25 protein-coding genes and 1 tRNA gene are annotated in these 25,805 nt (G+C 54.5%); 15 read left to right on the top strand and 11 right to left on the bottom strand.

Annotated features, from left to right (window positions below; all coding sequences use genetic code 11):
• Positions 1-198: 198 nt before the first annotated feature.
• Positions 199-286 (bottom strand) — tRNA-Ser (locus tag DDZ13_RS12435).
• A 403-nt stretch (positions 287-689) separates the two neighbouring features.
• On the opposite strand from DDZ13_RS12435, the gene DDZ13_RS12440 reads away from it, so the two are divergent.
• Entirely contained in the window at positions 690-1,031 is a 342-nt protein-coding gene (locus DDZ13_RS12440) for a hypothetical protein (protein WP_110131785.1), read from the top strand.
• A 561-nt stretch (positions 1,032-1,592) separates the two neighbouring features.
• Here DDZ13_RS12440 and DDZ13_RS12445 read toward each other — a convergent pair.
• A complete protein-coding gene (locus DDZ13_RS12445; RefSeq protein ID WP_110131786.1) occupies positions 1,593-3,140 on the bottom strand; it encodes a YifB family Mg chelatase-like AAA ATPase in 1,548 nt (515 codons plus the stop codon).
• An 86-nt stretch (positions 3,141-3,226) separates the two neighbouring features.
• Between DDZ13_RS12445 and coaE the strand changes: the two genes are divergently transcribed.
• Genes coaE through DDZ13_RS12475 form a run of 6 tightly spaced genes read left to right on the top strand, consistent with a single transcriptional unit; the run spans position 3,227 to position 11,507 of the window.
• Positions 3,227-3,808, top strand: a complete 582-nt coding sequence (coaE, locus tag DDZ13_RS12450; RefSeq protein ID WP_110131787.1) for a dephospho-CoA kinase — start codon at positions 3,227-3,229, stop codon at positions 3,806-3,808.
• A gap of 17 nt (positions 3,809-3,825) precedes the next feature.
• Positions 3,826-5,649, top strand: coding sequence for a transcription termination factor Rho (gene rho, locus DDZ13_RS12455; protein ID WP_110131788.1), 1,824 nt, complete (start codon positions 3,826-3,828; stop codon positions 5,647-5,649).
• A 36-nt stretch (positions 5,650-5,685) separates the two neighbouring features.
• Entirely contained in the window at positions 5,686-7,404 is a 1,719-nt protein-coding gene (locus tag DDZ13_RS12460; RefSeq protein ID WP_110131789.1) for a GspE/PulE family protein, read from the top strand.
• 23 nt (positions 7,405-7,427) lie between these two features.
• The gene (locus DDZ13_RS12465) at positions 7,428-8,507 is read left to right on the top strand and encodes a type IV pilus twitching motility protein PilT (protein ID WP_110131790.1); all 1,080 of its coding nucleotides are present in this window, start codon (positions 7,428-7,430) and stop codon (positions 8,505-8,507) included.
• A gap of 39 nt (positions 8,508-8,546) precedes the next feature.
• A complete protein-coding gene (locus DDZ13_RS12470) occupies positions 8,547-10,235 on the top strand; it encodes a GspE/PulE family protein (protein WP_110131791.1) in 1,689 nt (562 codons plus the stop codon).
• A gap of 12 nt (positions 10,236-10,247) precedes the next feature.
• Positions 10,248-11,507: a type II secretion system F family protein gene (locus DDZ13_RS12475; protein WP_110131792.1), complete on the top strand. Its 1,260-nt coding sequence runs from the start codon at positions 10,248-10,250 to the stop codon at positions 11,505-11,507.
• Between the two features lie 73 nt (positions 11,508-11,580).
• On the opposite strand, the gene DDZ13_RS12480 is transcribed toward DDZ13_RS12475, so the two are convergent.
• Both DDZ13_RS12480 and DDZ13_RS12485 read right to left on the bottom strand, forming a co-directional pair.
• The gene (locus DDZ13_RS12480) at positions 11,581-13,209 is read right to left on the bottom strand and encodes an ABC-F family ATP-binding cassette domain-containing protein (protein WP_110131793.1); all 1,629 of its coding nucleotides are present in this window, start codon (positions 13,207-13,209) and stop codon (positions 11,581-11,583) included.
• A 587-nt stretch (positions 13,210-13,796) separates the two neighbouring features.
• Complete coding sequence (locus DDZ13_RS12485) at positions 13,797-14,255, bottom strand: EF-hand domain-containing protein (protein ID WP_110131903.1); 459 nt, start codon at positions 14,253-14,255, stop codon at positions 13,797-13,799.
• Between the two features lie 141 nt (positions 14,256-14,396).
• Between DDZ13_RS12485 and DDZ13_RS12490 the strand changes: the two genes are divergently transcribed.
• On the top strand, positions 14,397-15,389 hold the full coding sequence (locus tag DDZ13_RS12490; protein WP_110131794.1) for an adenosine deaminase family protein: 993 nt from the start codon (positions 14,397-14,399) through the stop codon (positions 15,387-15,389).
• A 57-nt stretch (positions 15,390-15,446) separates the two neighbouring features.
• On the opposite strand, the gene DDZ13_RS12495 is transcribed toward DDZ13_RS12490, so the two are convergent.
• Both DDZ13_RS12495 and mgtE read right to left on the bottom strand, forming a co-directional pair.
• Positions 15,447-15,605, bottom strand: coding sequence for a small basic protein (locus tag DDZ13_RS12495; RefSeq protein ID WP_110131795.1), 159 nt, complete (start codon positions 15,603-15,605; stop codon positions 15,447-15,449).
• 99 nt (positions 15,606-15,704) lie between these two features.
• Positions 15,705-17,081, bottom strand: a complete 1,377-nt coding sequence (gene mgtE / locus DDZ13_RS12500; RefSeq protein WP_110131796.1) for a magnesium transporter — start codon at positions 17,079-17,081, stop codon at positions 15,705-15,707.
• A 50-nt stretch (positions 17,082-17,131) separates the two neighbouring features.
• Here mgtE and DDZ13_RS12505 point away from each other — a divergent pair, with 50 nt between their 5' ends.
• The 3 genes from DDZ13_RS12505 to DDZ13_RS12515 are packed head-to-tail and all read left to right on the top strand — an operon-like array spanning position 17,132 to position 18,840.
• Positions 17,132-17,536, top strand: a complete 405-nt coding sequence (locus tag DDZ13_RS12505; protein ID WP_110131797.1) for a fluoride efflux transporter FluC — start codon at positions 17,132-17,134, stop codon at positions 17,534-17,536.
• Entirely contained in the window at positions 17,536-17,922 is a 387-nt protein-coding gene (locus DDZ13_RS12510; RefSeq protein ID WP_110131798.1) for a fluoride efflux transporter FluC, read from the top strand. Before DDZ13_RS12505 ends, DDZ13_RS12510 begins: the two co-directional genes overlap by 1 nt.
• Positions 17,923-17,937: 15 nt before the next feature.
• The gene (locus DDZ13_RS12515; RefSeq protein ID WP_110131799.1) at positions 17,938-18,840 is read left to right on the top strand and encodes a phosphatidylserine decarboxylase; all 903 of its coding nucleotides are present in this window, start codon (positions 17,938-17,940) and stop codon (positions 18,838-18,840) included.
• A 266-nt stretch (positions 18,841-19,106) separates the two neighbouring features.
• Here the strand turns inward: DDZ13_RS12515 and DDZ13_RS12525 are convergent, their stop codons facing one another.
• The 4 genes from DDZ13_RS12525 to DDZ13_RS12540 form a co-directional block, all read right to left on the bottom strand.
• Complete coding sequence (locus tag DDZ13_RS12525; protein WP_158279914.1) at positions 19,107-19,982, bottom strand: DNA-3-methyladenine glycosylase family protein; 876 nt, start codon at positions 19,980-19,982, stop codon at positions 19,107-19,109.
• Between the two features lie 2 nt (positions 19,983-19,984).
• Positions 19,985-20,467 carry a YegP family protein gene (locus DDZ13_RS12530; protein ID WP_110131802.1) on the bottom strand — a complete coding sequence of 161 codons (483 nt, stop codon included), beginning with the start codon at positions 20,465-20,467 and terminating at the stop codon, positions 19,985-19,987.
• 47 nt (positions 20,468-20,514) lie between these two features.
• Complete coding sequence (locus DDZ13_RS12535; protein WP_110131803.1) at positions 20,515-21,072, bottom strand: isochorismatase family protein; 558 nt, start codon at positions 21,070-21,072, stop codon at positions 20,515-20,517.
• Between the two features lie 121 nt (positions 21,073-21,193).
• The gene (locus DDZ13_RS12540; protein ID WP_110131804.1) at positions 21,194-21,874 is read right to left on the bottom strand and encodes a metallophosphoesterase; all 681 of its coding nucleotides are present in this window, start codon (positions 21,872-21,874) and stop codon (positions 21,194-21,196) included.
• 169 nt (positions 21,875-22,043) lie between these two features.
• On the opposite strand from DDZ13_RS12540, the gene DDZ13_RS12545 reads away from it, so the two are divergent.
• From DDZ13_RS12545 to DDZ13_RS12555, 3 genes are read left to right on the top strand one after another with little or no spacing between them, the layout of a single operon-like run.
• On the top strand, positions 22,044-22,541 hold the full coding sequence (locus tag DDZ13_RS12545; RefSeq protein ID WP_110131805.1) for a hypothetical protein: 498 nt from the start codon (positions 22,044-22,046) through the stop codon (positions 22,539-22,541).
• Between the two features lie 8 nt (positions 22,542-22,549).
• Positions 22,550-23,035 carry a hypothetical protein gene (locus DDZ13_RS12550; protein ID WP_110131806.1) on the top strand — a complete coding sequence of 162 codons (486 nt, stop codon included), beginning with the start codon at positions 22,550-22,552 and terminating at the stop codon, positions 23,033-23,035.
• A gap of 23 nt (positions 23,036-23,058) precedes the next feature.
• A complete protein-coding gene (locus DDZ13_RS12555) occupies positions 23,059-24,078 on the top strand; it encodes a M23 family metallopeptidase (RefSeq protein ID WP_110131807.1) in 1,020 nt (339 codons plus the stop codon).
• A 346-nt stretch (positions 24,079-24,424) separates the two neighbouring features.
• On the opposite strand, the gene rsmI is transcribed toward DDZ13_RS12555, so the two are convergent.
• The gene (gene rsmI, locus DDZ13_RS12560) at positions 24,425-25,135 is read right to left on the bottom strand and encodes a 16S rRNA (cytidine(1402)-2'-O)-methyltransferase (protein WP_110131808.1); all 711 of its coding nucleotides are present in this window, start codon (positions 25,133-25,135) and stop codon (positions 24,425-24,427) included.
• A 164-nt stretch (positions 25,136-25,299) separates the two neighbouring features.
• On the opposite strand from rsmI, the gene queF reads away from it, so the two are divergent.
• On the top strand, positions 25,300-25,674 hold the full coding sequence (gene queF / locus DDZ13_RS12565) for a preQ(1) synthase (protein ID WP_110131904.1): 375 nt from the start codon (positions 25,300-25,302) through the stop codon (positions 25,672-25,674).
• The last annotated feature ends 131 nt before the right edge of the window (positions 25,675-25,805 follow it).

Raw genomic sequence — 25,805 nt, forward strand, 5'->3', positions numbered from 1 at the left:
CAAAGACGCGCATACGGCTTCAAAAACTTTGATAACTACCGACTCAGAGTCATCGCCCAGTGCGGTTAAAGATGAACCACGAAAATAGAAAGGAAATGCTCCGGTCCCCAAACTTTGGTGTAGACCCGAAATGCTCCGGTCCCCAAACTTTGGTGTAGACCCCGTGACAGGCTGCCTAGCTTCGCTTCAGACGAAGCCTGGCGGAGAGAGAGGGATTCGAACCCCCGGAACCTTTCGGCTCAATTGTTTTCAAGACAACCGCATTCGGCCACTCTGCCATCTCTCCTTGAGGAAGACAGTCATTCTTTGGGGGATAAAACGGGCAGTGCAAGTGTTTATCCTGATTTTGTTGAGCTGATATAGGCATGTGGTTCAGGCTGCTTCGCAGCTGGCAGCGTGGCTGGTCGCCAGGTCATTGCTCTTGGGAACTTATCTTTCGCAGGTGGTATTATCTCCGTGAGCTTGCTTGGTTTTGTATCGAGTGCCATGACGGTTACCGGCATGGTGAGGGATGACGAAATTTACGTGTTGGAAGTCGACAGGGGCCGGGTTTTGCGAACAACCTGTTGTCGTCGGTCGGCGTCTGAAGTGACTGGTCGACTTTAAATCCCCATGCCACCAGCAGTCTCAGTCGATGGAAGCGGGTGGAAGCGTGCTTCAATTTATTTTCAAAATAATAACACCCAGTCGTGAAATCCAATCTGAATCACCCGCATTTCTCTTATCCAGTCGTGGCTCGCTTGCTTTTTTGGGTCCTTGGCTTCGCCTCGGTCGGGTGGTCGCTTCCGCCTGCTTACAAGAGCTCGCTGCCTCTCGATTACCTGGCTGAACTCATCTCTGCATCGGACGGCGAGGGGTACTACGCCGACGATGAGAAGATGCGGCTATTTAATCCCTACCCAAAGCCGGATAGCAAGAGGCCCTGGAGTCTCAAATACTTCGGTCCGGTCGGTATCGGGATTCATTTCGAGGCGCCCGGGATGACAATGAAAATCAGCAACGTCGAGGCGGGGTCGCCGGCGGCGGAATAGATTTTATTAGGAACAGGCTAATTCACTAATACACAAAAAAACCGGCCTATCCTTATATCCGATTCAAACGGATAGGGTCCTGATGAAAAGGGCTCTTCGTAGATTTTTGTGGAGTGTAGCCGCCGTAGTCGGGGTGATTCATCCCCCAACCGAGCGTAGTAGGGGATGGGGAACGGCTGCGGGTTGGAGCGTTCCTTCCGGCCGAGGCTTTTAGAGCATGGCAAACCGAACCGGCCTCCGAACGGGGGATTGTGCCCGACGATGGGAAAGCCAGGAAATAAGCCGAATCACCGGAAGGCCCGATAACGGTTGCAGCCAGTGCCGTGGCTAGCGCAGCACTAGTGGCCATAAATTTTTATACTCGTTTGCTTGCCCGGAAAATCACAGAAAATCATCAGGTAGTCGGGCTCGTCACCTTTTTTAAGGGGCAGGCTAATCATGCCTATTCCTGCGGCAGTGGGTTTGCGGAGCCATCCTGCACATCATTTTTAGGCAGTGCCGGGAATGAGCGCTCGACCGGTCGATGTCGGTCAGTTGCGCAGGCGCTTCGCTCACAGGAGTTCAGTAGAAGGTATTCCGGTCCAGGCTGCGGTATTGAATGGCTTCGAGAAGGTGGGCCGTTTCGATCTCCGGGGTGCCGGCCAGGTCGGCAATGGTCCGTGCGACCTTGAGAATCCGGTCATAGGCGCGGGCGGATAGGGAGAGTTGCTCCATGGCCTGTTCGAGCAGTTGGCCTTGTTCTTTATCAATTGTGCAGTATTCACGGATGCTTTTATGCGACATGCGGGCGTTGCAGCGCATGGAGGGCTCCTTTTCGTCATGGAAGCGGGCGGCCTGAACCTCCCGCGCGCTGGTGCAGCGCTCACGAACAGTGGCCGAACTCTCGCCCGGTTTGGCGTTCTGCAGTTCCTTGATACTGAGCGCCGGCGCTTCGATGTGGATGTCAATCCGGTCGAGCAGGGGCCCACTGATGCGGGAACGGTAGCGCTGAATCTGTGGCGCGGAGCAGCGACACTCCCTGGAAGAATCGCCGGTGTAGCCACACGGGCATGGGTTCATGGCCGCGACCAACATCATCGAACTGGGCAGGGTGATCTTGCCGGCACTGCGCGAGATGGTGACGCTGCCGTCCTCCAGCGGTTGGCGGAGCACTTCGAGGGTGGACCGCTTGAACTCGGGCAGCTCGTCGAGGAAGAGCACCCCATTGTGGGCCAGTGAGATTTCGCCCGGCCCCGGGATGGTGCCGCCGCCCAGCAGCCCCACGTCGCTGATGGTGTGATGCGGCGAGCGGAAAGGCCTTTGGAAGCATCGATTTCCCTGCCGGAGCGTCGAGCCGGCGGCCGACTGGATGCTGAGGATTTCCAGGAACTCCTCCAGCTGCGGCTCCGGCATGATGGACGGGATCCGCTTGGCGATCATCGACTTTCCCGAGCCAGGCGAGCCCAGCATCAGTAAGTTATGCCCGCCGCTAACCGCAATTTCCACCGCCCGTCGCACGGCTTGTTGTCCTTTGACCTCGGAAAAATCGAGCTGCCGCCTTTCGGGCGGCCTTTGGGTGTAGCTGCTTTGCTCGGCACGCACCGGAGCGATAATCTTCTCTCCGTTGAAGAAACGCACCGCTTCATCGAGACTTGCGACCGGGTAAATGGATACGCCTTCCACCAACGCCGCTTCATCGGAGGATTCGGCAGGCACGACCAGTCCACGTTTTCCCTGGCGTTTGGCCAGCATGGCCATGGCCAGAGCCCCTTTGACCGGACGCGTTTTACCCGAGAGGCTGAGCTCGCCGGAAATCAGAAAGTCGTCCAGTTCCGCATCTTCGCATTTCTTCATGGAGGCAAGAATAGCGATTGCGATGGGTAAATCGTAGGCCGGCCCTTCTTTTTTCAAGTCTCCGGGAGCCAGGTTGATGGTCGTTCTGGTGGCCGGTGCGCGGTAGCCACTGTTAGCCAGTGCGGAAAACACCCGATCCTGGGATTCTTTAACGGCACTGTCCGGAAGCCCGACCAGGACGAATTTAAGCTCGCCCGCCTCGCCGGTATTAACTTCAACTTGCACAGGATGTGCGTCGACACCCATCAGGGCTGCGGAATGTGTGATGCCCAGCATATCCTAATTATCAGAACGTATGCTTTTTCCTATGTCACGATTTAAGTTTCTTCCCATGTGGTGCTTGATGCGGTTACAGTAATAAAATGAAGGTCGGTTTAACAGGTGGCATCGGTTGTGGTAAATCCACCGTAGCCCGCATGTTTCAGGATGCGGGATGGAGGACTCTGGAGTCTGATCAAATCGTTGCCGATATCCTCTCGGGCGATGCTGCGGTGCATGCTGCGCTCAGGGAGCGTTGGGGGGATAAAATCTTCTCCGACGATGGTCAGGTCAATCGAAGGGCAATTGCCGAAAAGGTATTTCAGGATGAAGAAGAATTGAGCTGGCTGGAACAGTTGCTGCACCCGCTGGTTAGGAAATTCTGGCAAGAGTCCGTGCAGGCGGATCCTCAGTCTGATTGGCTGGTGGAGATCCCTTTGATGTTTGAAAAAAGGCTTGAAACAGCATTCGATTTGGTTGTGTGTGTTGCCAGTCCTCCTGATGTGGTCGAAACCCGAATGGTGGCCCGAGGTTACACGGGAGAGGAAATCGAGCGCCGTCGTCAGCGACAGATGCCGCTCGACGAAAAGATACGGCTTGCCGACCATGTAATTACCAATGCGGGCAACTTAGAATTTTTAGAAAATCAAACCAAGCGGTTAATCGGGCAGATACAGGGAGCCTGATCCCCATTCAATTTCTCATGACCAAAGAAAACGACGAACCCAGTCTGGACCTCCAAACGGACGAGCCAGTTAAGAAGGCACCTCGCAAGAAGGCGGCCAAGAAGGCTGCCAAAAAGGCCGCGAAAAAACGTGTATCCAAAACCAAGCCGGAAGAAGCCTCGTCGGAAGTGTCGGATCACAGCGACGATGAAGTGACGTTCAGTGCCGATATCGTGGTGGACGACGGCCCCGAGGAGAAATCCGGGGGAACGGCCAGGGGCGACGTTGCGGATAAAGATAAGGACAGGGAGAAGGATAAGAAAGGTCAGCCCCAGAAAGGCGGTGGCGGTCCGCATCAGCAGGGGAGTGGCGGTCCGCATCAGCACGACCGACAAAAAGGAAACAAGTTTAAGAACAAGAACAACAAGCGCGGGAAACAGCGCGGCAAAAACAAGAACTGGCAGAATAAAAAACGGCGTGACCGCGAAGAGGAAACGCCGATCGAATTCGGCCAGCTACTTGAGTGGGAAGTTCTCGAAAAGCTCGATGAGATTAAAACTTTAGCCACTGACCTGAAGTCCGGAGGTAGTGAGACGCTCGACTACAACCGTATCTACGACATGGGCCTGACGGAATTAAGGGGCGAGGCCGCAGCTCTCGAAGTCGAGACCGGACATCATGCGCCCAATCGGGACCAGTTGATCAACGCCATCGTCAAGCAGTTCGCGGATGCAAAACACGGAGTTTTCAGTGTCGGCGTGCTTGAACTGCTGGAGGACGATGAAGGCGGGCTCCTCGTCTACGAGCGCGACAACTACCGGATCAAGCCGCTCAGTGCCTACGTGCCGCAGGCTTTTATTGAACACTTCGGCTTGAAACGCGGGCATATCGTTAAGGCTCAGTTGCACCCGCACCGGGAGGGCGAGTCCTGTCCGTTTGCCGTCTCGATCGAGCAGGTGATGGATCGAGACCCGGAAACGCTCAGCGAAATTGTCCCTTTTACCGAGCGTGTGCCGTATTACCCGACATCACGTATTCTCATGGAGTCGGACAACGACGCCAAGTGGGACAACCTTTCCATGCGGGTGGTCGATTGTTTGACACCGGTCGGCTTCGGACAGCGCGGCTTGATCGTGGCGCCGCCCCGCACCGGTAAGACAGTCCTCATGCAGGGGATGGCGAATGCCATACAAAAGAATTATCCGGAGGCACATTTGATCATCCTGCTTATCGACGAGCGTCCAGAAGAAGTGACCGATTTTCGCCGTCAGGTGGATGGCGAGGTCATCAGTTCGACGTTCGACGAATCAGCCGAGAGCCATGTGCATGCGGCCGAAATGGTGATCGAAAAGGCCCGTCGCATGGTCGAAGTTGGTAAAGATGTTGTAATATTGCTCGACTCGATTACCCGTCTTGCCCGCGCCTACAATACGACGATGCCGAATAGCGGTAAGATTTTGTCCGGCGGTGTGGAAGCAAATGCGCTGCAAAAACCGAAGCGTTTTTTTGGCTCTGCGCGAAATATCGAAGATGGTGGTAGCTTGAGTATTATCGCTACAGCACTGGTCGAAACCGGTAGTAAGATGGACGAAGTCATTTTCGAAGAGTTCAAAGGCACGGGCAACATGGAGTTGCACCTCGACCGTGGACTTTCGGACAAGCGAATCTTCCCCGCGCTCAGTATGGACAAGAGCGGCACCCGTAAAGAGGAACTGCTCTATCACCCGGACGAGATGCAGAAAATTTATTCATTGCGAAGAGCAATGAAAGGGCTACCGTCCACTGATGCCATGGAAATGCTCATACAGCGTATCAAAAAGACCAACACAAACGCTGAATTCTTGATGAGTGTTGCCCGTTAGTTTTACTTTGATCACCCCAAATAATTCAAAAACCCTGTGACTTCTGCCGACGAATTTGTTCTACAGCTGTTAACTGATAAAGGCATTGTCGATTCTGCCGCAATCGAAGATGCCCGTGCGAACGTCTCTGCCAGTGATGATGCGAGTGAAGACACCGCTGTATTGGAGTATCTCATCAGTGAACATAAGCTAAAGCCCATGCAAGTTGCCGAGGTCCTCGCCGACGAGTTCAACATGGACTTGGTTGACTTGAGCGATGTCCGCATTTCCAGCGATGCTCTTGAAGTCGTACCTTTCGAACTGGCGAATCGCTACAAGGTCATTCCGCTTGAGGCCGACGGAACGGAAGTTGAGATCGCGGTGGCCGACCCGCTGGATATGGATGCGGTCGACAGTATCAGCCATGTGATTCAGCGTTCTGTGATCTGCCGGGTGGCGCCTCTCGAGGATATCGAAAAGGCGATACACCAGTACTACGAAGGCGCCAGGGCAGAGCAGGTGAACGAAATTTTTGCCGATCAGGAAGACCCGGATGCGCTGCCCACTCAAATCGACCTCCCGTCCGTCGAGGATGCTACGGAAGAAGAGGCCCCCATCATCAAATATGTCCATATGGTAATATCGGAAGCACTGAAAAGGCGGGCTTCCGATATTCACATGGAACCGCTGGAAAAACGTTTTCGTGTCCGCTATCGTATTGACGGCGTCCTGCATGAAGTGGAAAACCCGCCGAAGCGGCTGCAGCCTTCGATTGTTTCCCGGATCAAACTGATGTCGAATGTCAGTATCGCGGAGAAACGGGTGCCGCAGGACGGGCGCATCAATATCAAGGTGGGCGCCAAGGTGATCGACCTGCGTGTCTCGACCCTGCCCACGGCTTTTGGTGAGAGTATTGTCATGCGTATTCTCGACAAGGAAGGCCTACGGCTGGGGCTGCCTGAACTCGGTTTCTTTAGTGATGACCAAGCCACCTTCGAGAGGATTATTTCGCTTCCGGACGGGGTCTTTCTCGTAACCGGGCCGACCGGTTCCGGCAAGTCCACCACTTTGTATTCGGCGCTCAACTACATCAACCATCCGGACCGTAAGATTATCACGGTCGAAGATCCGGTTGAGTATGAGCTCGCTGGCGTGAACCAGGTCCAAGTACGTCGCGAGGTCGGCATGACTTTTGCCGCGGCGTTGCGTTCCATGTTGCGTCAGGCGCCCAACATTATCATGGTGGGGGAAATTCGGGACAAAGAAACGGCTGAGATCGCCATTAATGCATCGCTAACCGGTCATATGGTTTTCAGTACGCTTCACACGAATGATGCGCCCAGCGCAATCAGCCGTTTGATTGATATTGGTATCAAGCCCTTTCTGGTAGCGGCGGCGGTTCGTGCGGTGCTGGCCCAGCGTCTTGTAAGAAGGAACTGTCAAGCATGCCGAGGATCGTCGGATCCGGATGAGAAATTGCTGAATTCGCTTGGTATCAGGCCCGACCAGACTGCGGATGCCACCTTCATGGAGGGCGAAGGCTGCTCCAAGTGCAACGGAACAGGTTTCCGTGGGCGGGTAGGCATTTTTGAAATGTTTAACGTGAATGAAGAACTGCAGCAGATGATTTACGAGGAAGCCAGCCTGGTGGCTCTTCGAGCCAAGGCCCGTGAAATGGGTATGCGCACCATGCGGGAAGACGGGGTGCGCAAAGTCATTGCTGGTGTGACGACACCGAATGAAGTGCTGCACGCCACGGTGGCCGATTCCCTATAATCCGACGAGACTATCTTACGACGATGAGCTACGAAATGAATGACCTTCTCGAACTGATGGTGGATCAGGGCGCATCGGATTTACACATTCAGGTCAACCAGCCGCCGACTCTTCGGATGAGTGGCACGATGACCCCGGTTGATGGCCCGCCGCTCACCGCGAAAGACTCGGAGGATTTAATGAAGGCGATCACCTCGAGCACGAATCAGGAAAAGCTCAAGACAAGTGGTGGCGCAGATTTCGGTTTTGCTTATCAGGGGAAGTCCCGTTTCCGGGTTAGCGTTTTGCGGGCCAAAGGAGCCTACGGGATGGTGCTTCGACAAATCCCGAACGACTTATTCGGTCTCAGTGACATCGGGTTGCCGGATAAGATCAAAGAACTCATCAGCCGACCGCGCGGCCTTATTTTGGTGACCGGCCCCACCGGTTCGGGTAAGTCCACGACGCTCGCTTCCATGATCAACTGGATCAACGAGCATCATGACGGGCATATCATTACCATTGAGGACCCGATCGAGTATTTCCATGAGCACAAGAAGTGTATCGTAACACAGCGTGAAGTCGGAGTGGATGTCGGTTCCTTTTCGGACGCAATCCGTGGCGCCTTACGACAGGACCCGGATGTTATTCTGGTGGGGGAAATGCGTGACCTCGAGACGATCGAAGCCGCTGTTGGTGCCGCGGAAACGGGGCACCTCGTTTTTGCGACTCTGCACACGACAGGCGCGGCCCGCACGGTCGACCGAATCGTGGATGCGTTTCCTGCGGATATGAAGGACCAGATGCGTACGCAGCTGGCCTCGTCGGTGGTCGCGGTTATTTCGCAGGTCCTCTGTAAGAAAAAAGGTGGCGGACGTATCGCTTCCTTTGAAATTATGGTGACGACGACGTCGATCGCCCAACTGATCCGTGAAAATAAAACCTACCGTATCGCTTCCGACATTCAGACCGGTGCTGTCCATGGTATGATTGGTCTGGATGCCCACCTTCTCAGTCTCTACAACCGCGACCTCATTACTGCCGAGGAAGCACTCACCAAATCCCAAACGCCCGGACCGATGAGAGATAAGCTCATTGAGTGCGGAGCAAAGTTTGATACATAGTTATTTTTCAACCACAGATCTATTCTTGGTAATACCCCGATGTTCGAAGATCACAACGATACCGTTTACGATATAATCAAGTCAGCCAACTTGCTTGATGCCGCGCAGTTGGATGAACTGAATGAGTCCCATTTACATACCGGTAAGTCGCTTGCCGACGCGGTGGTCGATGCCGGTGTCGTGGAGCGTAACGACATACTGGCCGCAATCGCGGAATATCTTGGCTACGAGTATCTCGAGAAGCTGCCGAATACGATTCCCGAAGAGGTCGCGTCTACGGTGCGTCCGAGCGTTGCGAGGATGTATGCGGTCGTTCCCTACGAGGTGGACGATACTTCGGTATCCGTCCTGGCAAAGGACCCTTTTAATCCGGCCATCATCGATGACCTGACCTTTACGCTGAACAAAGATATTACGATCGTTGTTTGTAATCCGGAATTCCTGGATGAACTGATTACCGCGACATACGGTGAGGAGGATTCTTCGATTGATGATATTCTGGGCGATATTGGGGAGACCTACTCCGACTCGGAAGACGACCTTTCCGAAGGGGATCTTACGGATTTGGCAAATCAGACGCCGATCATCCGTTTCGTGAATCTTGTTCTCCAGCAGGCCATTAAGGACAAGGCATCCGACATCCACTTTGAGCCCTTTGAAGATCAGTTTCGTATTCGCTATCGGATCGACGGTGCGCTGTATGAAATGGCGCCGCCACCGCGTAACCTGGCAGTTCCGGTGACCTCGCGCGTGAAGGTGCTGTCCAATATGAATATTTCGGAGCGCCGCATCCCACAGGATGGCCGGATTAAGATGACCATTGCGGGTCGTCCGGTCGACTTGCGCGTCTCGACTTTGCCCACGCAGTTCGGGGAAAGTGTGGTGCTTCGGGTGCTGGATAAATCCGTGGTGAACCTTGATCTCGAAGCCCTCAGTTTGCCGGAAGACATTCTTCACAATATTCGCGATTTGGTGGATCGGCCCAACGGCATCTTTATCGTTACCGGACCAACGGGTTCGGGTAAAACGACAACCCTCTATAGTGCGCTTCGTGAGGTCAATGACGTCGAAACGAAAATCCTGACGGCCGAAGATCCTGTCGAGTACGAGATCGACGGCATTATGCAGGTTGCGGTAAACCACCAGGTCGGTCTCGATTTCGCCCGTGCGCTGCGCGCTTTCCTGCGTCAGGATCCGGATAAGATCATGGTCGGGGAGATTCGTGACCTTGAGACGGCCCAGATCGCGGTTCAGGCTTCCCTGACCGGGCACGTGGTTTTGAGCACCCTACACACCAACGATGCCCCGGGCGCGGTCACCCGTCTGATTGATATGGGGCTGGAGCCCTTCCTGATTTCCGCATCCCTGGAAGCCATATTGGCCCAACGCTTGGTTCGTCGAATTTGCAAGAGCTGTCAGACCGCTTACGAGCCTGGCCAGGAACTGATCGATATGCTCGACGTCGACCCACTCGAGATTGCCGATAAGGATTTTTATTACGGGGAGGGCTGCCCGAACTGCAGTAATACCGGTTACAGCGGCCGTATCGGTTTGTTTGAAATGATTGTGGTTTCGGACGCTATCCGCGAATTAATCAATCAGCGTGCCCCGACACTCTCGATCAAACAAAAAGCTCTCGAACAAGGAATGAGAAGCTTGCGCGATGATGGTCTACGTGCCATTTTTGATGGGAATTCTACGATCGAAGAAGTCCTCAAATATACCTAACCCCAACGTCCCATGGCAAAATTCAAATACACGGCGATTGACGCCAATGGTAAGCAAAAGACCGGAACGGTCGACGCTGAGAGTCAAGAAGATGCTAATTCCAAGCTCAGCGCGGCTGGGTTGATGCCAACCAAAGTAACGGCCACGGGTGGTAGTAGCGCTGGTTCTGGTGGCAAAAAAGCGAAAGACGGCGGTAAAGCCAAAAAGAAGGGCATTGCTTTTGGTAAAGTGATCAGCCAGGAGGACCTTTCCACGTTTACCCGGCAACTTGCCACACTCCTGCAGGCGGGCCTTCCGCTGCTTCGCGGACTGGAGGTGATGATTCGCCAGGAGAAAAATCTCCGGTTCCGGGCAGTTCTGGAGCAAATCGCCGAACAGGTGAAGTCCGGTAACTCTTTTTCCGATGGCCTGTCTCAGCATCCGAAAATTTTCGACCGCCTCTACATTAACATGGTGAAGGCCGGTGAAGCGGGCGGTGTCCTCGACACGGTTCTTTCGCGACTTGCCGGCTTCATGGAAAAAGCCCTGAGGACCAAGAAGAAAGTTAAGTCCGCCATGGTTTACCCGATCGTCGTGGTCGGTGTGGCCGTGGCGATTGTCGCATTGTTGATGACAGTGGTGGTGCCGAAGTTTCAGACGATTTTCGACGATATGCTCGGTGGCTCTGCCCTGCCGGGGCCGACGCAACTGGTCATCAGTATCAGTAATTTCATGCAGCAAAACATTATCCTCAGTATTGTGATCTGTGTGGTTGCTTTCTTTGGTTTCAAATTTCTGCTTAGAACGACTTTCGGCAAAAAAATATTTAATTGGTGTTCGATTAATCTACCCAAGATCGGCGACCTTGTACGAAAGGTGAATATCGCGCGCATCACCCGCACCTTCGGTACGCTTCTTTCCAGCGGTGTGCCTATCCTGCAGTCCATTACGATTTCCAAAGACATTACCGGAAATAGCTTTTATGCGGGAGCCTTGAATCGTATCCACGACAGCGTGCGGGACGGGGAGCCACTTGCCGCTCAAATGGAGCGCGAATCAGTCTTTCCCAACATGGTGACCAGTATGGTGGATGTCGGTGAGGAGACCGGTGAATTGGCGGAGATGCTCAATCGCATCGCGGATAATTACGACGAGGACGTCGATAATGCGGTCGCTGGTATCACCTCGATTATCGAGCCGGTGATGATTGTCTTTCTGGCCTTGGTTGTCGGCTTTATCGTCATTGCGCTCTTCCTGCCGATTGTCGAAATCATCAAGCAACTTACCGGTTGAGTTCACTCTCGGCCCGACAAAAAACGCAGCTTCGAAAGAGGCTGCGTTTTTTATTTTATCGTTTTGGGAAGGCTTACGAGTCTGATTTTTCCGCCATTTCCTTTTCGAGCCGCTCGACGTATTCCGTCACGTTACAAGTCAGCATACGCGTGCTGCCGGGGGCGACTTCGAGGACCTTGTTGACCACGCCGTCGAGGAAGGCGCGATCGTGGCTTACGAGGATGACTGTGCCATCGAATTCGTTGATCGCGTCCTGAAGCACTTCTTTGGATTTGATATCCAGGTGATTGGTCGGTTCGTCGAGGATCAGGCAGTTGCCCGGCTTCATCAGCATTTTAGCCAGCGCGACACGGTTCTTTTCACCGCCCGAAAGCACTTCGGTTTTCTTGAGGGCTTCGTCGCCAGAGAAAAGAAGAGCACCGAGTGCGGCACGCGGATTGGCGTCAGGGTTGTTCACGGCGGCTGCTTCGACTTCATCCAATACGCTTTTAGCGGGATTCAATTCGTCCGCCTGTGTTTGTGCGAAATAACTGATCACCGTATTGAGGCCCTTTTCGACTTCGCCTCCTTGATAGGGTTCCTGATCGGCCATGATGCGCGCCAAGGTTGACTTACCGGCACCATTCACGCCGACCACCGCGATTCGGTCACCCTTGTCGATACGTAAATCCAGCCCGTCAAAGACCACGTTGTCGCCGTAGGCTTTGTGCAGGTCCTTTATCGTGATTACCTTGGCACTGGATGGTGGCGGCGGTGGAAAGCGGAAGAAGATCTTCTTTTCTTCCCGGGGGATTTCGATGATCTCCATTTTCTCCAACTGCTTGATACGGCTTTGCACCATGCTGGCTTTTTTCACGTTGGAGCGGAACTTGTTGATGAAGTCCTTGATTTCGGAAATTTCCTTCTGCTGGTTTTTATGAGCCTTACGCAGGACTTCGATTTGCTTCTCGCTTTCCTTCTTATAGTAGGAGTAGTTGCCTTTGAAACTGTTCAGCTGGCCCAGTTTGAGCTCGAGCGTGCGGTTGGTCACTTCGTCGAGGAAGGCACGGTCGTGAGAGATGACAATCAGCGCGCCGTGATAATTTTTGAGATACTGTTCGACCCAGTGCTGGGAGACGATGTCCAGGTGGTTGGTCGGTTCGTCGAGAATCAGCAGCGATGGATTTTGCAGAAGGAGTTTGGCCAGCGCGATGCGCATTTGCCAGCCGCCGGAAAACTCGCCCGTGTCACGTTGCATGTCGTCCATTGAGAAGCCCATGCCGGTGAGGATTCGCTCGATGCGCGATTTCATCTTCTGCGGCTCGAACTCCTCAAGCTGGAGTTCCCAGTCGCCGATCGCATCGATCAAGTCGTAGTATTCCTCCGATTCGGTATCCATCTCCAGCAAATCGGCGTCGGCTTTTTCAATTTTCCCCTGAAGTTCGAGGATGTCACCGAAAGCGCTTTTTGCTTCGTCGTAGAGGCTGCGGCCGGAAACGGAGATGCCATCCTGTGGCAGGTAGCCGATGCTGACATAATCCGGGTAGTCGATGGAGCCTTTATCCGGGTCGACTTCACCCATCAACATGCGCAGGAGGGTGGTTTTTCCCGAGCCGTTTGAGCCGACCAGCGCGATGCGGTCGTGCGCGCCGATCACGCAGTTGATCCCGTTGTAGAGGACTTTTTTGCCGAAGTTGTGAGTGACTTGGTTAATCGTAATCATGACCTGAAGTAATGAGTAATAGAAAGAAAGTGAATGTAGATGCGTGGTGATAGGGGATACCCGCTGCATGATGCGAGATTTTTTACACCTTATCCCTATTCGGTGGGCCGGTATAATACCCTGTGGAATGGGGCTATTTGTAAATTTTTGCGTTGCGAGCGAATCGGTTACTCGGTCATCAAACGAAACAATAAGACATCCTGAATTCGTAGTCGGGGGATGAATCACCCCGACTACGGCAATCATCCTCTACAAAAATGGCGAAGAATCCCAATATTGAATCCTGCGATTGTTGAGCGCTCCAAGTTGGCAAAGAAAAAGGTTCATCGTCGATTTTCGTGAAAAGCCAATCTGGTAATATCCAGGAGAAGTTAAATAAACAGGCTCGATACGGAGTCAGGGCATTCTTGTCCTGATTGTTCGTTTTCTTCCATCACGCAACGTGGACAGGAATGTCCACGCTCCTTCAATGGCCGCGTAATGTCTCATTATTCGAAGCTTTAACCGGGGGACATCACGCTAATCGACGATGAACCAAAAAAAGCCCGGAGCTCGCGCATCCGGGCTGGGTGATAAGCCGGTCAGTATTAACTGTCGCGAGCTTTTTCTTTTCGCATCGTCTGACGGAGGGCCTTCATTTCCTTGCGGTCGATTTCCCCGTCATTGTTGCTGTCGATTGTGTCGAAGTGTTCGACTAGTTTTTCCGCTCCTGCCTTGGAGGCTTCGTCGTAGGATATGGCACCGTTGCCATCCTCATCCATGGCCTTGCGCTTGGCGCGTCGCTCTTCCATGCGCTGTTTATGATGTTGGCGTAGTTCCTCTTTGGTCACTTCGCCGCTATTGTCGGCATCGATCCGGGCAAAGCTCTCGACGAACTTTTTTGCACCTGCGGCTTCTGCCTCATCCAGAGTGATGACTTGGTCACCGTTGCTGTCCAGTTTTCCGAATCCCTTGCCGGGTTTGGCCGCTTTGTCCGGTTTGGCGGTTGCGACGAAGGGGAGCAGGCTGCCTGTAAGCAGGCAAAGGATCATTTTTCTGTATTTCATGTTACGATTGGTTTGGGAGTTTCACAGCCTCTGTCGTGCTGCTTATCCTCTGAATCGCCCACAAGCGTAGAAAGTTGCAGCCGTATTTTGACGTCATCTATTTACTTTAACTTTCCACACTCGGCTTTAGTGCTAGCCAATATGACAGAGCAAGATTTGTCGCACTTCATTCATTCTCTCCCTAAAACCGAGACGCATCTGCATATTGAAGGGGCGCTGCCTTACGAACTGCTGCAGGGCCTCAATCCGGAAAAGTTTGCCGAGCCTCAGCAATGCTGGGCGCCCGATTTTAAGTGGCCGTCCTTTGAGGCCTTTGAGTCGCACCTGATTGAGCACGCTGTGCAGTGGTTTACCTCGCCCGAGCATTACCATGAAGCGGCTAAAATAATCTTCGCCAAACATCTTGAGCAAAATATCCGCTACGTGGAAATCTCGTTTCACGCGGGCATCATCGAGTTTATGAACATACCCGGACCGGAGATCGTGGCGGCGATCCGCAGTGCTGCCCCAAAGGGTTTGGAGGTGCGGGTATTTATGGGAATGGCCCGGGATTCATACAACAAGGTGCTCGCGCCTGTGCTTCAGGATTGCATCAACTGGGAAGGTCTTGCCGGGATCGATTTACACGGGGTCGAGTATCTGCCTTTGGAGCACTGGACGCCGAAGCTCTGGGAAAGAGCCCGGGCCAACGGGCTGGAGACCAAGGCGCATGCCGGCGAGTTTGGTCCTTCCGGGCATGTGCGTGAGGCACTTGAGATTTTGGGGGCGCGCCGTATTCAGCACGGTATCCGTGCGGTGGATGATCCGGATGTGCTTCAATTGGCCATCGATCTGGGTGCGACCTTCGACATTTGTCCGATCAGTAATGTGAAGCTCGACGTAGTCGAATCGATGCCGCTACACCCGATTCGTGAATTTTTTGATCGGGGGCTGCGCTGCACGATCAGCACCGACGATCCGTTTTCCTTCGGGAACAGGGTGGAGGATGAGTACCATGCTCTGGCCCATGATCTTGATTTCAGTCCGGCTGAGCTCGGGCGAATTGCCAAGAATGGCTTTGAGGTCGCCTTGGTCGACGATGCCACACGAAAGGAGTGGATCGCCGAGGTCGACGAGCGACTCGCCGTTCAATAGAAACAAAAAAGCCCTTTCGAGGGGAAAGGGCTTTGTCAAAATAGAGGAACCGGCGTCTTATTCTTCCGGCTTGGTCTTTCTCAGACCCACGACGCGGTTGCCGTCTTCCCACTGTCCGCGCTTGCGGAGCAGATCAATGCGCTCGAAGCGCTTGAGCACGGTGCGATTCTTTTTGCCGCTACCACCGGCGGCTTTAAAACTGTTGTGTTGGGACATACGATGACTCCTTGTTAAAAGTGAAAGCGGTGGAATAAATGGGGCCTCTGGAGAAAGATCAAGGGTTATTTCCGCCCATTTTTGGTACTTATTTGAGGTTTAGACGAGATAAGGCAGTGCCAGTGAGGCCAGGCCGAGGATCAGCAGGAAGCCACACATGTCCGTGACAGTAGTCAGAATCGGGCCTGAGGCGAGGGCAGGATCCTGCTTGAGCGCTTTTAAAAGAAGGGGGACGAGGCCTCCAACGCAGACGGCGACGGTCGTGTTTAGGGCAAGTGCTGCTCCCACGACGGCTCCGAGCATGGCATTTCCTTTCCAAAGCCAGGCGATTGCACCGATTAAAAGGCCGAGGCAAACTCCGTTGATCAGGCCAACACTGGATTCTTTCAAGAAGACACGCCCAAATTCACGCGGGCTGACCAGTTGAAGTGAAAGCTCGCGCATGGAGACGGCGACAGCCTGATTGCCGGAGCATCCGGACATGTCTGAAATAATGGGCAAAAAGACCGCGAGGGCGATAACCGCTTCCAGCGTGTCCGTATGCATGGCAATCACACTGGCCGAAATTAGGTTGAGCACGATGTTGATACTCAGCCAGGAAAGACGGCGCCGGCTACGCACCCGAAGGGGCATGGAGCGGAGTTCTTCCTTGCCCATCAAGCCCTGGAATTTCAACAGATCTTCGGTGGCGGCCTCCTGGAGTGCTTCGGTGCTGGACTCGCGGTCGACGATGCCGATCAGGCGGTGGTCTGTGTCGACGACCGGGAGGCCGAGGAAATTGTGTTGCTCGAAGATGTTTTCCAGATCGTTCACCGGAGTTTCGGCTTCAATGGTGATTGGATCCGGGATCATAATTTCGCTGGCGGCCTGTTCGGGACGGGCAAACAGCAGGTTGCGCACGGGAAGTACGCCCAACAGCGCCCCGCGGGGGCCGAGCACGTAGGCATATTGCACCCCGTATTCGATGTAGTCCTCCCGGTGTTTTTGAATATCCTCGAGAATTTCCCTTACCGTCATGGTGGCCTCAAAGGAGACAAATTCACTATACATGATGGCACCGGCAGTTCCCTCGGGGTAAGCCATGAAGCGACGGGTCTCTTCCGCCTGCTCCGGAGCGAGCGCCTGTAGAATGGCCTTGGAGTCACGCTTGCTCAGCTCCTTCAAAAGGTCGGCCCGATCGTCGGAATCGAGTTCGGCCACCATGGGCGCCGCCCTTTCCGGGGGAAGCGTTTCGATGATGTCGGCACCCTGGAAGTAGTGCACATGTTCGAGAACTTCCGCCGCTTGTTCGGGCGTCAGCAGTTGGAGCAAATGTGAGCGTTCCTCGGCTTCCAGTCGGTCGATGAGGAGGGCGGTGTCGTCGCCTTCAGTTTCTCCAAGTAGTTGAACGATGGCACCCGCATCGGAACGCTCGATGGCACCGGCGAGTTGCTCGAGGCGGAGATCAAAATCCTGGCTGTCTTCGTGGTTCGACATGTTTTGTTGCTCGTATGGTTGGATAGGGTACGCTTTACAAGCGCAGGCTTATGGGCCAAGCAGGTTGCGTGCTATTTCTTCTCACAGCATTAGGTTGTGCGCTTGGCGGCGTCACCCGCCATCTATGCACGGCAGGTTTCACCCGGCTCATGGGTGAGAGATTTCCATGGGGTACCCTGTTCGTCAATGTTCTGGGAAGTTTTCTGCTGGGTGTCATTCTGGGTGCCGGTATCTCAATGGAGGAGGGTGCGCTTTCCTTTGCCCGGCTGCATGCCTTTCTCGGGATCGGCTTTTGTGGCGGCCTGACGACCTTTTCAACTTTCAGCCTGCAAAACCTCAGTCTGCTGTCGAAGCGAGGGAAAGGCGCACTAGCGGTCAACATTCTGGCCAATGTCGCCCTCTGTCTTCTGGTCGCCGCTGCCGGGTATGCGCTTTCGGAAAGGTGGACCGCCTGATGCATCTTTTTTGGATCGGCTTGGGCAGTGCACTTGGAGGTAGCCTGCGCTATGGACTGGATTTGCTGGCGTTGCATTTCACCGGCGGATTTCCACTGTCGACCCTTTTTATCAACATAAGCGGGTCCCTGCTGATCGGATTTATCGCCGGTCTCTGGGCAAGCGGTGGGGCAGCCGGCCCACATCCCTATAAATGGCATTTCTGGATGACCGGATTTTGCGGGAGTTACACCACCTTTTCGGCCTTCAGTTGGCAGGTGCTGTCGATGATTGAGAACGGGCACGCGCAACTGGCCGGCGTTTACGCTGCGGCCAGCGTCGGATTTGGGCTAATTGCAGTCTGGGCTGGCCTGTCCTGGGCAACTCTGCGACAAAAAGAGGCATAAAGTACTTGCGACACCATGCAGCAAACAGCACCCATTCAGTTTTATAATCGCCTGACCGGTCAGATTGAAACCGAGACAGTCTACGGTGAGGGTTTTCTACGATGGGCCTACGGCAATCCGCTCGGACGGCTGACGGTCCAGTTGGCGGTGAAACGCGCCTGGTTTTCCCGTTGGTACGGCTGGCGTATGAACCGGCCTGCCAGTCGTGAGAAAATCCGTCCTTTCATCCAGGAATACGGCCTGAACGAGGATGAGTTTGCCGATCCGGTGGATTCCTTTGCCAACTTCAACCAGTTTTTCTACCGCCACTTGAAGCCGGAAGCGCGGCCGGTTGCGCCGGAGCCAGAAACTGTTGTTTTTCCGGCAGACGGGCGACACCTCGCAGTCCCGGACGTCGATGCGGTGGAGGATTTTTACATCAAAGGGCAGCGTTTTGACCTGGCCGCATTTCTTGGCGAAGCTTCGCTGGTAGAGGAGTTTGCCGGCGGGAGCATGCTGATTTCACGACTTTGCCCGGTCGACTACCACCGCTACCACTTTCCCGTTTCAGGGGAGGCTGGTGCGCCGGTCCTGATCAATGGCCATTTGCGCTCGGTCAGTCCATTGGCACTCCGTCGAGATTTGGCCATCCTCTGGCATAACAAGCGGGTACGCACGATCGTCGAATCACCTGCCTTCGGGAAAGTTGTGATTATGGAAATCGGTGCGACCTGCGTGGGTTCGATTCATGCCACCTTTGCGCCCGGCCCGGTGGAAAAGGGTCAGGAAAAGGGCTACTTCAGTTTTGGTGGCTCCTGTGTTGCGACGCTTTTTCAGAAGGGACGTCTACAATTTGACGAAGATCTGATCGAACACTCAAGACAGCCTACCGAAGTCTATGGTAAAGTAGGCGAGCGTTGTGGTGTGGTTCTCTCGTAAATCAAACTTTAGCGTCGCTGCCGGAATCTGTTTTCTGTTTCGGCCAAAGCCAAATCATCGAAAGTGCGGCTGAAAGGATGCAGGCCAGTGTCGCGCCGAAATAGATTAAGTGCATCCTTTCATAGTAATCATTATGGGTGTCAGGCGGAGCTGTATGAGCCCATGCATAATAGGCGGCTGAATAACCACAGAGCAACGCTAAGCCAATCATTAGGGTGGGGATCAAAAATAGGCAGAAATGCTTCACTGCTCTGAACCAAGCATGTTTATTTTTTGGCAATAAGCCCGGCCCTCGCAGCGGCGAAGAGGTATTGCTGGGCCAGTCCCGCGGACGGGCCGAAGTGGACGCGGGCAAAGTCGAGCAACGGATCGCTTTTCCAACCTTCCAGCCCGTAGGCGCGAACAAGGATCTTCTGCACCCAGGTATCGATGGGGAAGGCTTCGAGGCGGCCCATGCCGAAGAGGAGCACGCAGTCGGCGATCTTACGGCCGACGCCGGGGAGCGAGATCAGTCGCTGGCGTGCTTCCGAGGTGGGCAAAGCCTCGGTTTCATCAAGCCAACCGGGATTTTGCGAGAGGAAGACCGCGGTCTGGTTAATGTAGCGGGCCCGGTAGCCAAGTTTGGCCTCACGAAGGCGGGTCTCGCCGGCGGCGGCAATTTGCGCCCAGGAGGGTAGGGCGTGGCTACCGTCGGGTAGGGGATCCCCCATGTCGATTGCCACGGCTTCGCAAATAGCTTTGATCTGAGGGATTTGTTTGGTCGAGCTGCAGAGAAAGCCGAATAGGGTCTCGCCCAGTGGCTGCCGGAGGATGCGCAGGCCGGGGAACGCCTCGATCGCAGTCTTCAGTACCGGGTCGCTCCGCCAGGGGAGCGCATCGGTTTGTCCGGCAAAATCCGTATCCAGCGCGAAGTATTGCGCGAGGGCCGATCCCACGGCCTCCGGATTGTCGCCGGTTGGGGCACACCATAGAATGCCGCTATTATCCTGCCGCAGGCGAACGGTGTTTTTAGCCCATCGGCCTTCGAAGCAGTTCTTTATCCTGTTCCAACGGAAAGCTTGCCCGCCATCAAGCGTTTCGGCGAAAGCGGTACGGCTGAAATGCGGTGCATCAGCCCAAAGCTGCCAGTCGGAAAAAGCCAAGTCTACATGCTCCAGAGGTAACTCTGCTTTCTGGCGAGCACTTCGCCGTTGGCATCCTTGATCGTGAAGCGCCATGCCCCGGGCACGCCCTCCGGTTCCGGCCAGTCCTCGCCGGTCAGCCCGACAAAGACTTCCTTCGTCTTGGGCATTTTATTGGGCAGCGGAAAATCGTGGGTTTGCAGATCGGCAGAGGCCGGGGTGTAGAACTCGCCGGTAATGACACTACCACGCGGCAGATCGCGGACCTTTTCGTCCAGTACGAGGGTGAAGTAATAGCCGTCGCGCACTTCCGGGTCGCTACGCAGAATAATGCGGTTCCCTTTGTTTTCAGCCCCGCTCCAGTATTCACTGATCCGCTTGAAATTCTCCTCCGGAATATAGCGCGGTTTGATCTCCTTGATCTCGACCGAGCGAATCGGTTCGTCGGGTGTTGATGCACAGCCCGCGAGTGCGAAGCCGATGAGGACAAGAAGAAGGTGACGCATGGTTTAGAGTTTCCGAAGTGCCTATCTCTTGTCAATAGCCAGCAAGCCTAAGCGGTGGCAGCTTTTACCAGTTTTGTATAATCGCGAAAGAGCGGGTGATCGGCACTTCCGAGGAGGCTGTAAAAGATGGTTTCGGAGGGTAAAATGTGTGCTTCCATCGCCAGGAGCTGCTGAAAGACGGCCTCCCGGTCTTCGGGGCGTCGCTGGCTGACACAGTCGCTGAGCAGAGTCACGCCCAGATCTTCGCCCATCGCCTGTACCGCCGTCTGGTAGATACAAATGGGGACTTCGATGCCCATGAGCAGAAGGTGATCGATTTGATTGCTCTCGATCCAGCGGTCCAGGCCCTCGGCCTCGAGCGCGGAAAAAGCAGCCTTATCAAACACAGGCGTGTCTTCCGGAAAGCTCCCGGTCAGTGCGGCACTTGTCGCTCCGAGTTTTTCAGGCCGCTGCTCGGTAGCGGCAACCGACACGCCGAGAAGCTTGGCGGCCTCGATCGCGAAGCGGCAGCGGTGAATCAACGCTTCCTGTTCGGGAATCGCTTTCAGAAAAGTATCCTGCAGATCGATGCAGAGGAGGCCGAGATGTTGGATAGGGTCGCTCATGGGAAAGTGAGGGTGAAGGTGAAAGTGAAGGTTTGAGCCAGGTGCGGCATGGTAGCTGGTTTATTCCAATATTGGGCGTAAGTGAGATTTGTCGTTCTACTCTCAGCTTCACTTTAAACTGCTATACCGGATCAGGAAGTCGCTTGCTGTGTGCGTAGGCTTTGCGGGCCCGTACCTGGACGAGGCTCTTATCCTCGACGACATAGGCCGTGAGGTGACCGCCATAGACGCAGCCGGTATCGATACCGATTGAGCCGGGTCGTTCCAATACATTGGGGCGGGGCGTGTGGCCGTAAATGACGAAGGGTTCACCGACCCAGGTATCCGCCCAGGGGTTGGCGTTCGGAGCATCCGAGCGCTTGGCCGGATTTCCTTTTTTGTCGACCACCTGAATGCTGGTAATGGTATCCACATCCTGTGATTGCCACGGTTGTCCGGGCACGAATCCGCCGTGTACCATGACCACATCCCTGGTCGGGCCGTATTCAAATTTTGGCATGGTATCGAGGTAGTCCCAGTCTTCTTCGCTCAGCTCCTTGATGGTCGTTTTGTCGTAATCCTTAAGGAGATCTTTGCGGCCTTCATGCTTGGCGCGGAGGAGCCGTAGCTCATGGTTGCCGATAATGGACTCAATTTTGTACTCGCGAACCAGTTCCAGGACGCCGTGGCTGCTTGGGCCGCGGTTGACCAAGTCTCCGAGTTGGACGACCCGATCGTCCGGATCAAGTTCGAGCGCGTTCAGCAGTTCCTCAAACTCGTCGGCGCAGCCGTGGACATCTCCGATGGCGATTGTTCGTGGCATATTATTTCTGGGTCGTGTGGGTTAAGAGTGGCATGACGCTGGTTTCGAGTAAGCACTCTGCAAGATTTATTCGCTTTCAAGAAGGAAATGAAAATAGATTCAGGGAGAGGCCTTGGTTTTGGTTGCAAGAAGCGCGCGCAGGATCAGGCTCTTCGTTTTGACAAGGACCATGGATTGGCAGATTAAGACACTTTCACGGAAATCCACGCTCAGCGGGGAAAGCTTCGAGCCCGGTGATCGGGCAGTATCACTTGTTTACGTGGACGACGAGGCCGGTGATCTCGGCCGGGCCGACATTCACGAAAAAGAACTTTCGGAACTCCAGGCGCCCGGGCAGGTGCTGGGCCGCTGGTCCTGGGTGATGAAAGACCCGGAAGAAGGGGCCACCAGCACCAGTGACACCGTGGCTTCCGCCGAGGATTTCTTCTTCTCGCTTTTCGAAAATGAAGCGGGGGATGAGCGCGAGCGTTCGGACGCTTTGAAGCACCTGCTTGCTCTGATGCTGGAGCGTAAGCGTATCCTTCGGGCCATCGGTCCGCGCCAGACTTCGGGCACGCAAACTTATCTGCACGTTAAGACGAAGCAGGAGTTAAAGGTGCCCATCACCGAGATTTCCAGAGACCTGATGTTCAAGATTGAGGATACCCTGGGAGATATCATTCTATAAGCCTGACTATGCGAAAATACCTTCTATTGATTCCGCTCATCGTACTCGTTTTTACGGGCTGCAGGAAAGACAAGCTCGAGGCGGAGGACATGATGATTCCGCGTTTGATGATAGAGACTCGGAGCGTGCAGTATGGGGCTCTTGGCGGAAACGTCGTGGAGTTGCCGGTCAGCGGCACACGTATCGCGCTGCAGAAGGAGCCACTAGTAAGCGAGTTTGATATCGCCAATGTCGAACTGGTTAAAGTGGACATGGGGCTGGCTTTGTTGATTCAGACAACTGAAACGGGCGCGCGTGCGCTATATCGTGGGACGGTCTCGAACATGGGTGGCCGCATCGTCCTCACCGTGAACAACAACGCGATTGGAGCCCGACGTGTCGATTCAGCCATCCAAAATGGAAACTTCTACACCTTTGTTGAGGTCGATGATGAGGAAATCGGTCAACTGGTGCTGGATATGAAAAAGACGATCAAAGAGCTACAAGAGCTCTAAGGGTAGGGAGACAGTTGTAAGCTATGTCATTTCGACTGTTGTTGTTATTTCTATCGCTGGGACTGTTACCCTCGATTTCACTCTCCGCATCCGCCAGCCTGATATGGCCAACGCCCAATCAAGCCTTCCAGGCTGGTAAGCCGATCGAGGCATTTGTCCAGCCCACGTCCTCCGGTCGTGTCGAGTCCGGGCTCTTTGGTTGTGTGCGGAACGGTGGCGCCAAATTCCACGAAGGGCTCGACCTTTTTCCGGTGAAGCGAAGCAGTCGCGGCGAGGCGCTTGACCCGGTTTATTCCATCCTGCCGGGCAAGGTCGTCCACATCAGCCGAACTGCGGGCTACAGTAGCTACGGCCGCTACATCGTGGTCGTGCATAACGGGGAATCGCCCTCCTTCCATTCGCTCTATGCCCACATGGCATCGATCAATTCTTCCCTCAAGGTTGGTTCCCGCGTCGAAGCCGGCACGGAGCTGGGCATTATGGGGCGTTCCGCAGCGGGTTATTCCATTCCCCGTTCGCGGTCGCACTTGCATCTCGAGCTGGGGTTTCGTTTAAGCGACCAATTTCAGACCTGGTTTGATCGGCAAAGATTCGGCAGCAAAAATCGGCATGGCAATTGGAACGGTATGAATCTGGTCAGTGTCGACCCGCTGGATTTTTACCGATCCATGCGCCAGGGGGAGGTGAGTACTTTTCGCGAGTATCTGAGGCGTTTACCCGTAGCCGCACGAGTGCGTGTGCACAGCGCGAAGGTGCCGAATTTCGTGCAGGACTATCCCGCGCTGGTGACCCGTCCCTATGCGGGGCGCCGTGTGGTGGCTTGGGATATCGCGTTTACCGAGTTCGGTGTGCCGAAAGAATGGACGCCCCGCTTTGCCGAGGAGAAATTGGGCGGCCGTGCCGGCGAAGTACGGGTGCTGACCTACAATCCGCAAGTTCTGGAGGCTCAGAGCTGCCGACGGGTGATTCGCATTAGTGGCCGGGTACCGACGATCGCACCGGGCACGGTGACCATCCTGAAGAAACTCTTTGGGTTTAAGTGATCGCAGTGGCCCCGTTTGTGCCTTCCGAATACGCATTCAGCCTTGGTTTAATACCACATCTGACCGAAGCCCTAAGGGCTTGGGCTACAGGAGGAAACCTTTTGCAAACAGGTATTTTGCAGAAGAGAGATGATACCAGTTTCAAGAAGGTTTGTCCTCGTAGCGACGTTGCGAGAGCAAGGTCGATCGATCTATCCTAGCGATAATCGACGGCACTCCGCTTACGCTTAAGGAGGCTTCCGTCTTCACCGGGTTACGCCGGACAAGACGGCGTGACATGTATCGTGCCATCGCTACAAGCGAGCCTACCGGGACAGACCTTTATCAATGGTCTATTAGGAAAGGCTCAAAGCTCGTAGCCCTTCTTGGCAATACAAACGACGAACTCTCCCTTTTGGCTCGCTTTGAGGATCTTGTCGCGAACGACATCGGCCGGACCGGAGTGAATGCTCTCATGAAGTTTGGTCAGTTCGCGGGCGACGCTGATGCAACGACCCTCTCCCAGAACTTCGATAACATCGTTGAGGAATTTACTGATGCGGTGGCAGGACTCGTAGATTATAATCGTGTATTCGAAATCCTGGTACTTTTCAAAAAACCTTTTCCGTGCCGCGGCTTTTGGTGGGAGGAATCCGGTGAAAAGAAAACCATCAGTCGGCAGTCCGGACAGTGCCAGCGCGGTTGTGGCTGCCGTCGCACCCGGTGCGCAGGTGATGGGCAGTCCCCGCTTTTGACATTCACGGACGAGGCGAAAGCCGGGGTCACTTATGGCGGGCATGCCGGCATCGGCGACCAGGGCAATTCGTTCACCGCCAGCCACACGGTCGGCCAGCTCGGTGGCCATGTGTTTTTCATTCTCTTCCCGATAGGAGACAAGGGGGCCCGACTTTTCAATTTTGAGTTTCGACAGTAGCTTGCCCGTTACCCGGGTGTCCTCGCAGGCAATACAGTCGGCAGTCCGCAAATATTCGATGGATCGTTCCGATAAGTCCGAAAGATTCCCGATCGGAGTCGAAATCAGTGTCAGGCAACCGGTCTTTGCGCTCTCGTTGTTCACTGGTGAAGGTTCGTGTTTTCCTGGGTGCGGGTAAAGGCTGATTTCTATCGCAGTTCGAATTCAGTTCTGACAGTGTGACATTGCGGGTAGCGATTGCGCCGGGTCGAATTAGCGGGGTGGCAAAGGAGTTGAATTTTTCGGAAACTACGCTCAATTTGCAAATCATGGACATTGAGACCTTTCCCAACCCGAATCCGGAGCGCAATTACACGATTCAGCACATTCAGGAAGAATTCACCTCGACCTGTCCGATGACCGGCCATCCGGATTATGCCACGGTGGTTTTCAGCTACGCGCCTGATCAGATCTGCATCGAACTGAAATCCATGAAGCTCTACCTCCATAGCTACCGGAACAAGGGAATCTTTTTTGAAGCGGCGACGAACAAGATTTTCGAAGATCTTTATGCCGCAACCAAGCCGCGTTGGGCCCGGTTGGAGACGATTTGGCGGGGACGCGGCGGAATACGTTCCAACGTTGTCGTCGAAGACCAGCAGGAAGGCTACATGGGCCCTGAGACGGAACCTTTTGCCGGTTAAAGGCAGTTGCCCTTAAGGCCAGGCCGATCGAATTTTGTAGCCGAAGCCCTTTGGCTTTGGCCGGCTCGCGTACCGAGGCCGAATGGCGCATGTTCCAAACGCAAAGGCGTTCGGCTACACGACACGGGCGA

Origin of the sequence: Coraliomargarita sinensis (genome assembly GCF_003185655.1) — a bacterium.
Taxonomy (GTDB): Bacteria; Verrucomicrobiota; Verrucomicrobiia; order Opitutales; family Coraliomargaritaceae; genus Coraliomargarita_B; species Coraliomargarita_B sinensis.

Coding starts and splice junctions, on each gene's coding strand:
- DDZ13_RS12485 (WP_110131903.1), bottom strand. CDS start 14,255: ATGAAATACAGAAAAATGATCCTTTGCCTGCTTACAGGCAGCCTGCTC.
- DDZ13_RS12535 (WP_110131803.1), bottom strand. CDS start 21,072: ATGAGCGACCCTATCCAACATCTCGGCCTCCTCTGCATCGATCTGCAG.
- DDZ13_RS12480 (WP_110131793.1), bottom strand. CDS start 13,209: ATGATTACGATTAACCAAGTCACTCACAACTTCGGCAAAAAAGTCCTC.
- DDZ13_RS12505 (WP_110131797.1), top strand. CDS start 17,132: ATGGGCCAAGCAGGTTGCGTGCTATTTCTTCTCACAGCATTAGGTTGT.
- DDZ13_RS12555 (WP_110131807.1), top strand. CDS start 23,059: ATGTCATTTCGACTGTTGTTGTTATTTCTATCGCTGGGACTGTTACCC.
- DDZ13_RS12475 (WP_110131792.1), top strand. CDS start 10,248: ATGGCAAAATTCAAATACACGGCGATTGACGCCAATGGTAAGCAAAAG.
- DDZ13_RS12495 (WP_110131795.1), bottom strand. CDS start 15,605: ATGTCCCAACACAACAGTTTTAAAGCCGCCGGTGGTAGCGGCAAAAAG.
- coaE (WP_110131787.1), top strand. CDS start 3,227: ATGAAGGTCGGTTTAACAGGTGGCATCGGTTGTGGTAAATCCACCGTA.
- mgtE (WP_110131796.1), bottom strand. CDS start 17,081: ATGTCGAACCACGAAGACAGCCAGGATTTTGATCTCCGCCTCGAGCAA.
- DDZ13_RS12540 (WP_110131804.1), bottom strand. CDS start 21,874: ATGCCACGAACAATCGCCATCGGAGATGTCCACGGCTGCGCCGACGAG.
- queF (WP_110131904.1), top strand. CDS start 25,300: ATGGACATTGAGACCTTTCCCAACCCGAATCCGGAGCGCAATTACACG.
- DDZ13_RS12515 (WP_110131799.1), top strand. CDS start 17,938: ATGCAGCAAACAGCACCCATTCAGTTTTATAATCGCCTGACCGGTCAG.
- DDZ13_RS12510 (WP_110131798.1), top strand. CDS start 17,536: ATGCATCTTTTTTGGATCGGCTTGGGCAGTGCACTTGGAGGTAGCCTG.
- DDZ13_RS12545 (WP_110131805.1), top strand. CDS start 22,044: ATGGATTGGCAGATTAAGACACTTTCACGGAAATCCACGCTCAGCGGG.
- DDZ13_RS12550 (WP_110131806.1), top strand. CDS start 22,550: ATGCGAAAATACCTTCTATTGATTCCGCTCATCGTACTCGTTTTTACG.
- DDZ13_RS12465 (WP_110131790.1), top strand. CDS start 7,428: ATGAGCTACGAAATGAATGACCTTCTCGAACTGATGGTGGATCAGGGC.
- DDZ13_RS12530 (WP_110131802.1), bottom strand. CDS start 20,467: ATGCGTCACCTTCTTCTTGTCCTCATCGGCTTCGCACTCGCGGGCTGT.
- DDZ13_RS12470 (WP_110131791.1), top strand. CDS start 8,547: ATGTTCGAAGATCACAACGATACCGTTTACGATATAATCAAGTCAGCC.
- DDZ13_RS12445 (WP_110131786.1), bottom strand. CDS start 3,140: ATGCTGGGCATCACACATTCCGCAGCCCTGATGGGTGTCGACGCACAT.
- rho (WP_110131788.1), top strand. CDS start 3,826: ATGACCAAAGAAAACGACGAACCCAGTCTGGACCTCCAAACGGACGAG.
- DDZ13_RS12490 (WP_110131794.1), top strand. CDS start 14,397: ATGACAGAGCAAGATTTGTCGCACTTCATTCATTCTCTCCCTAAAACC.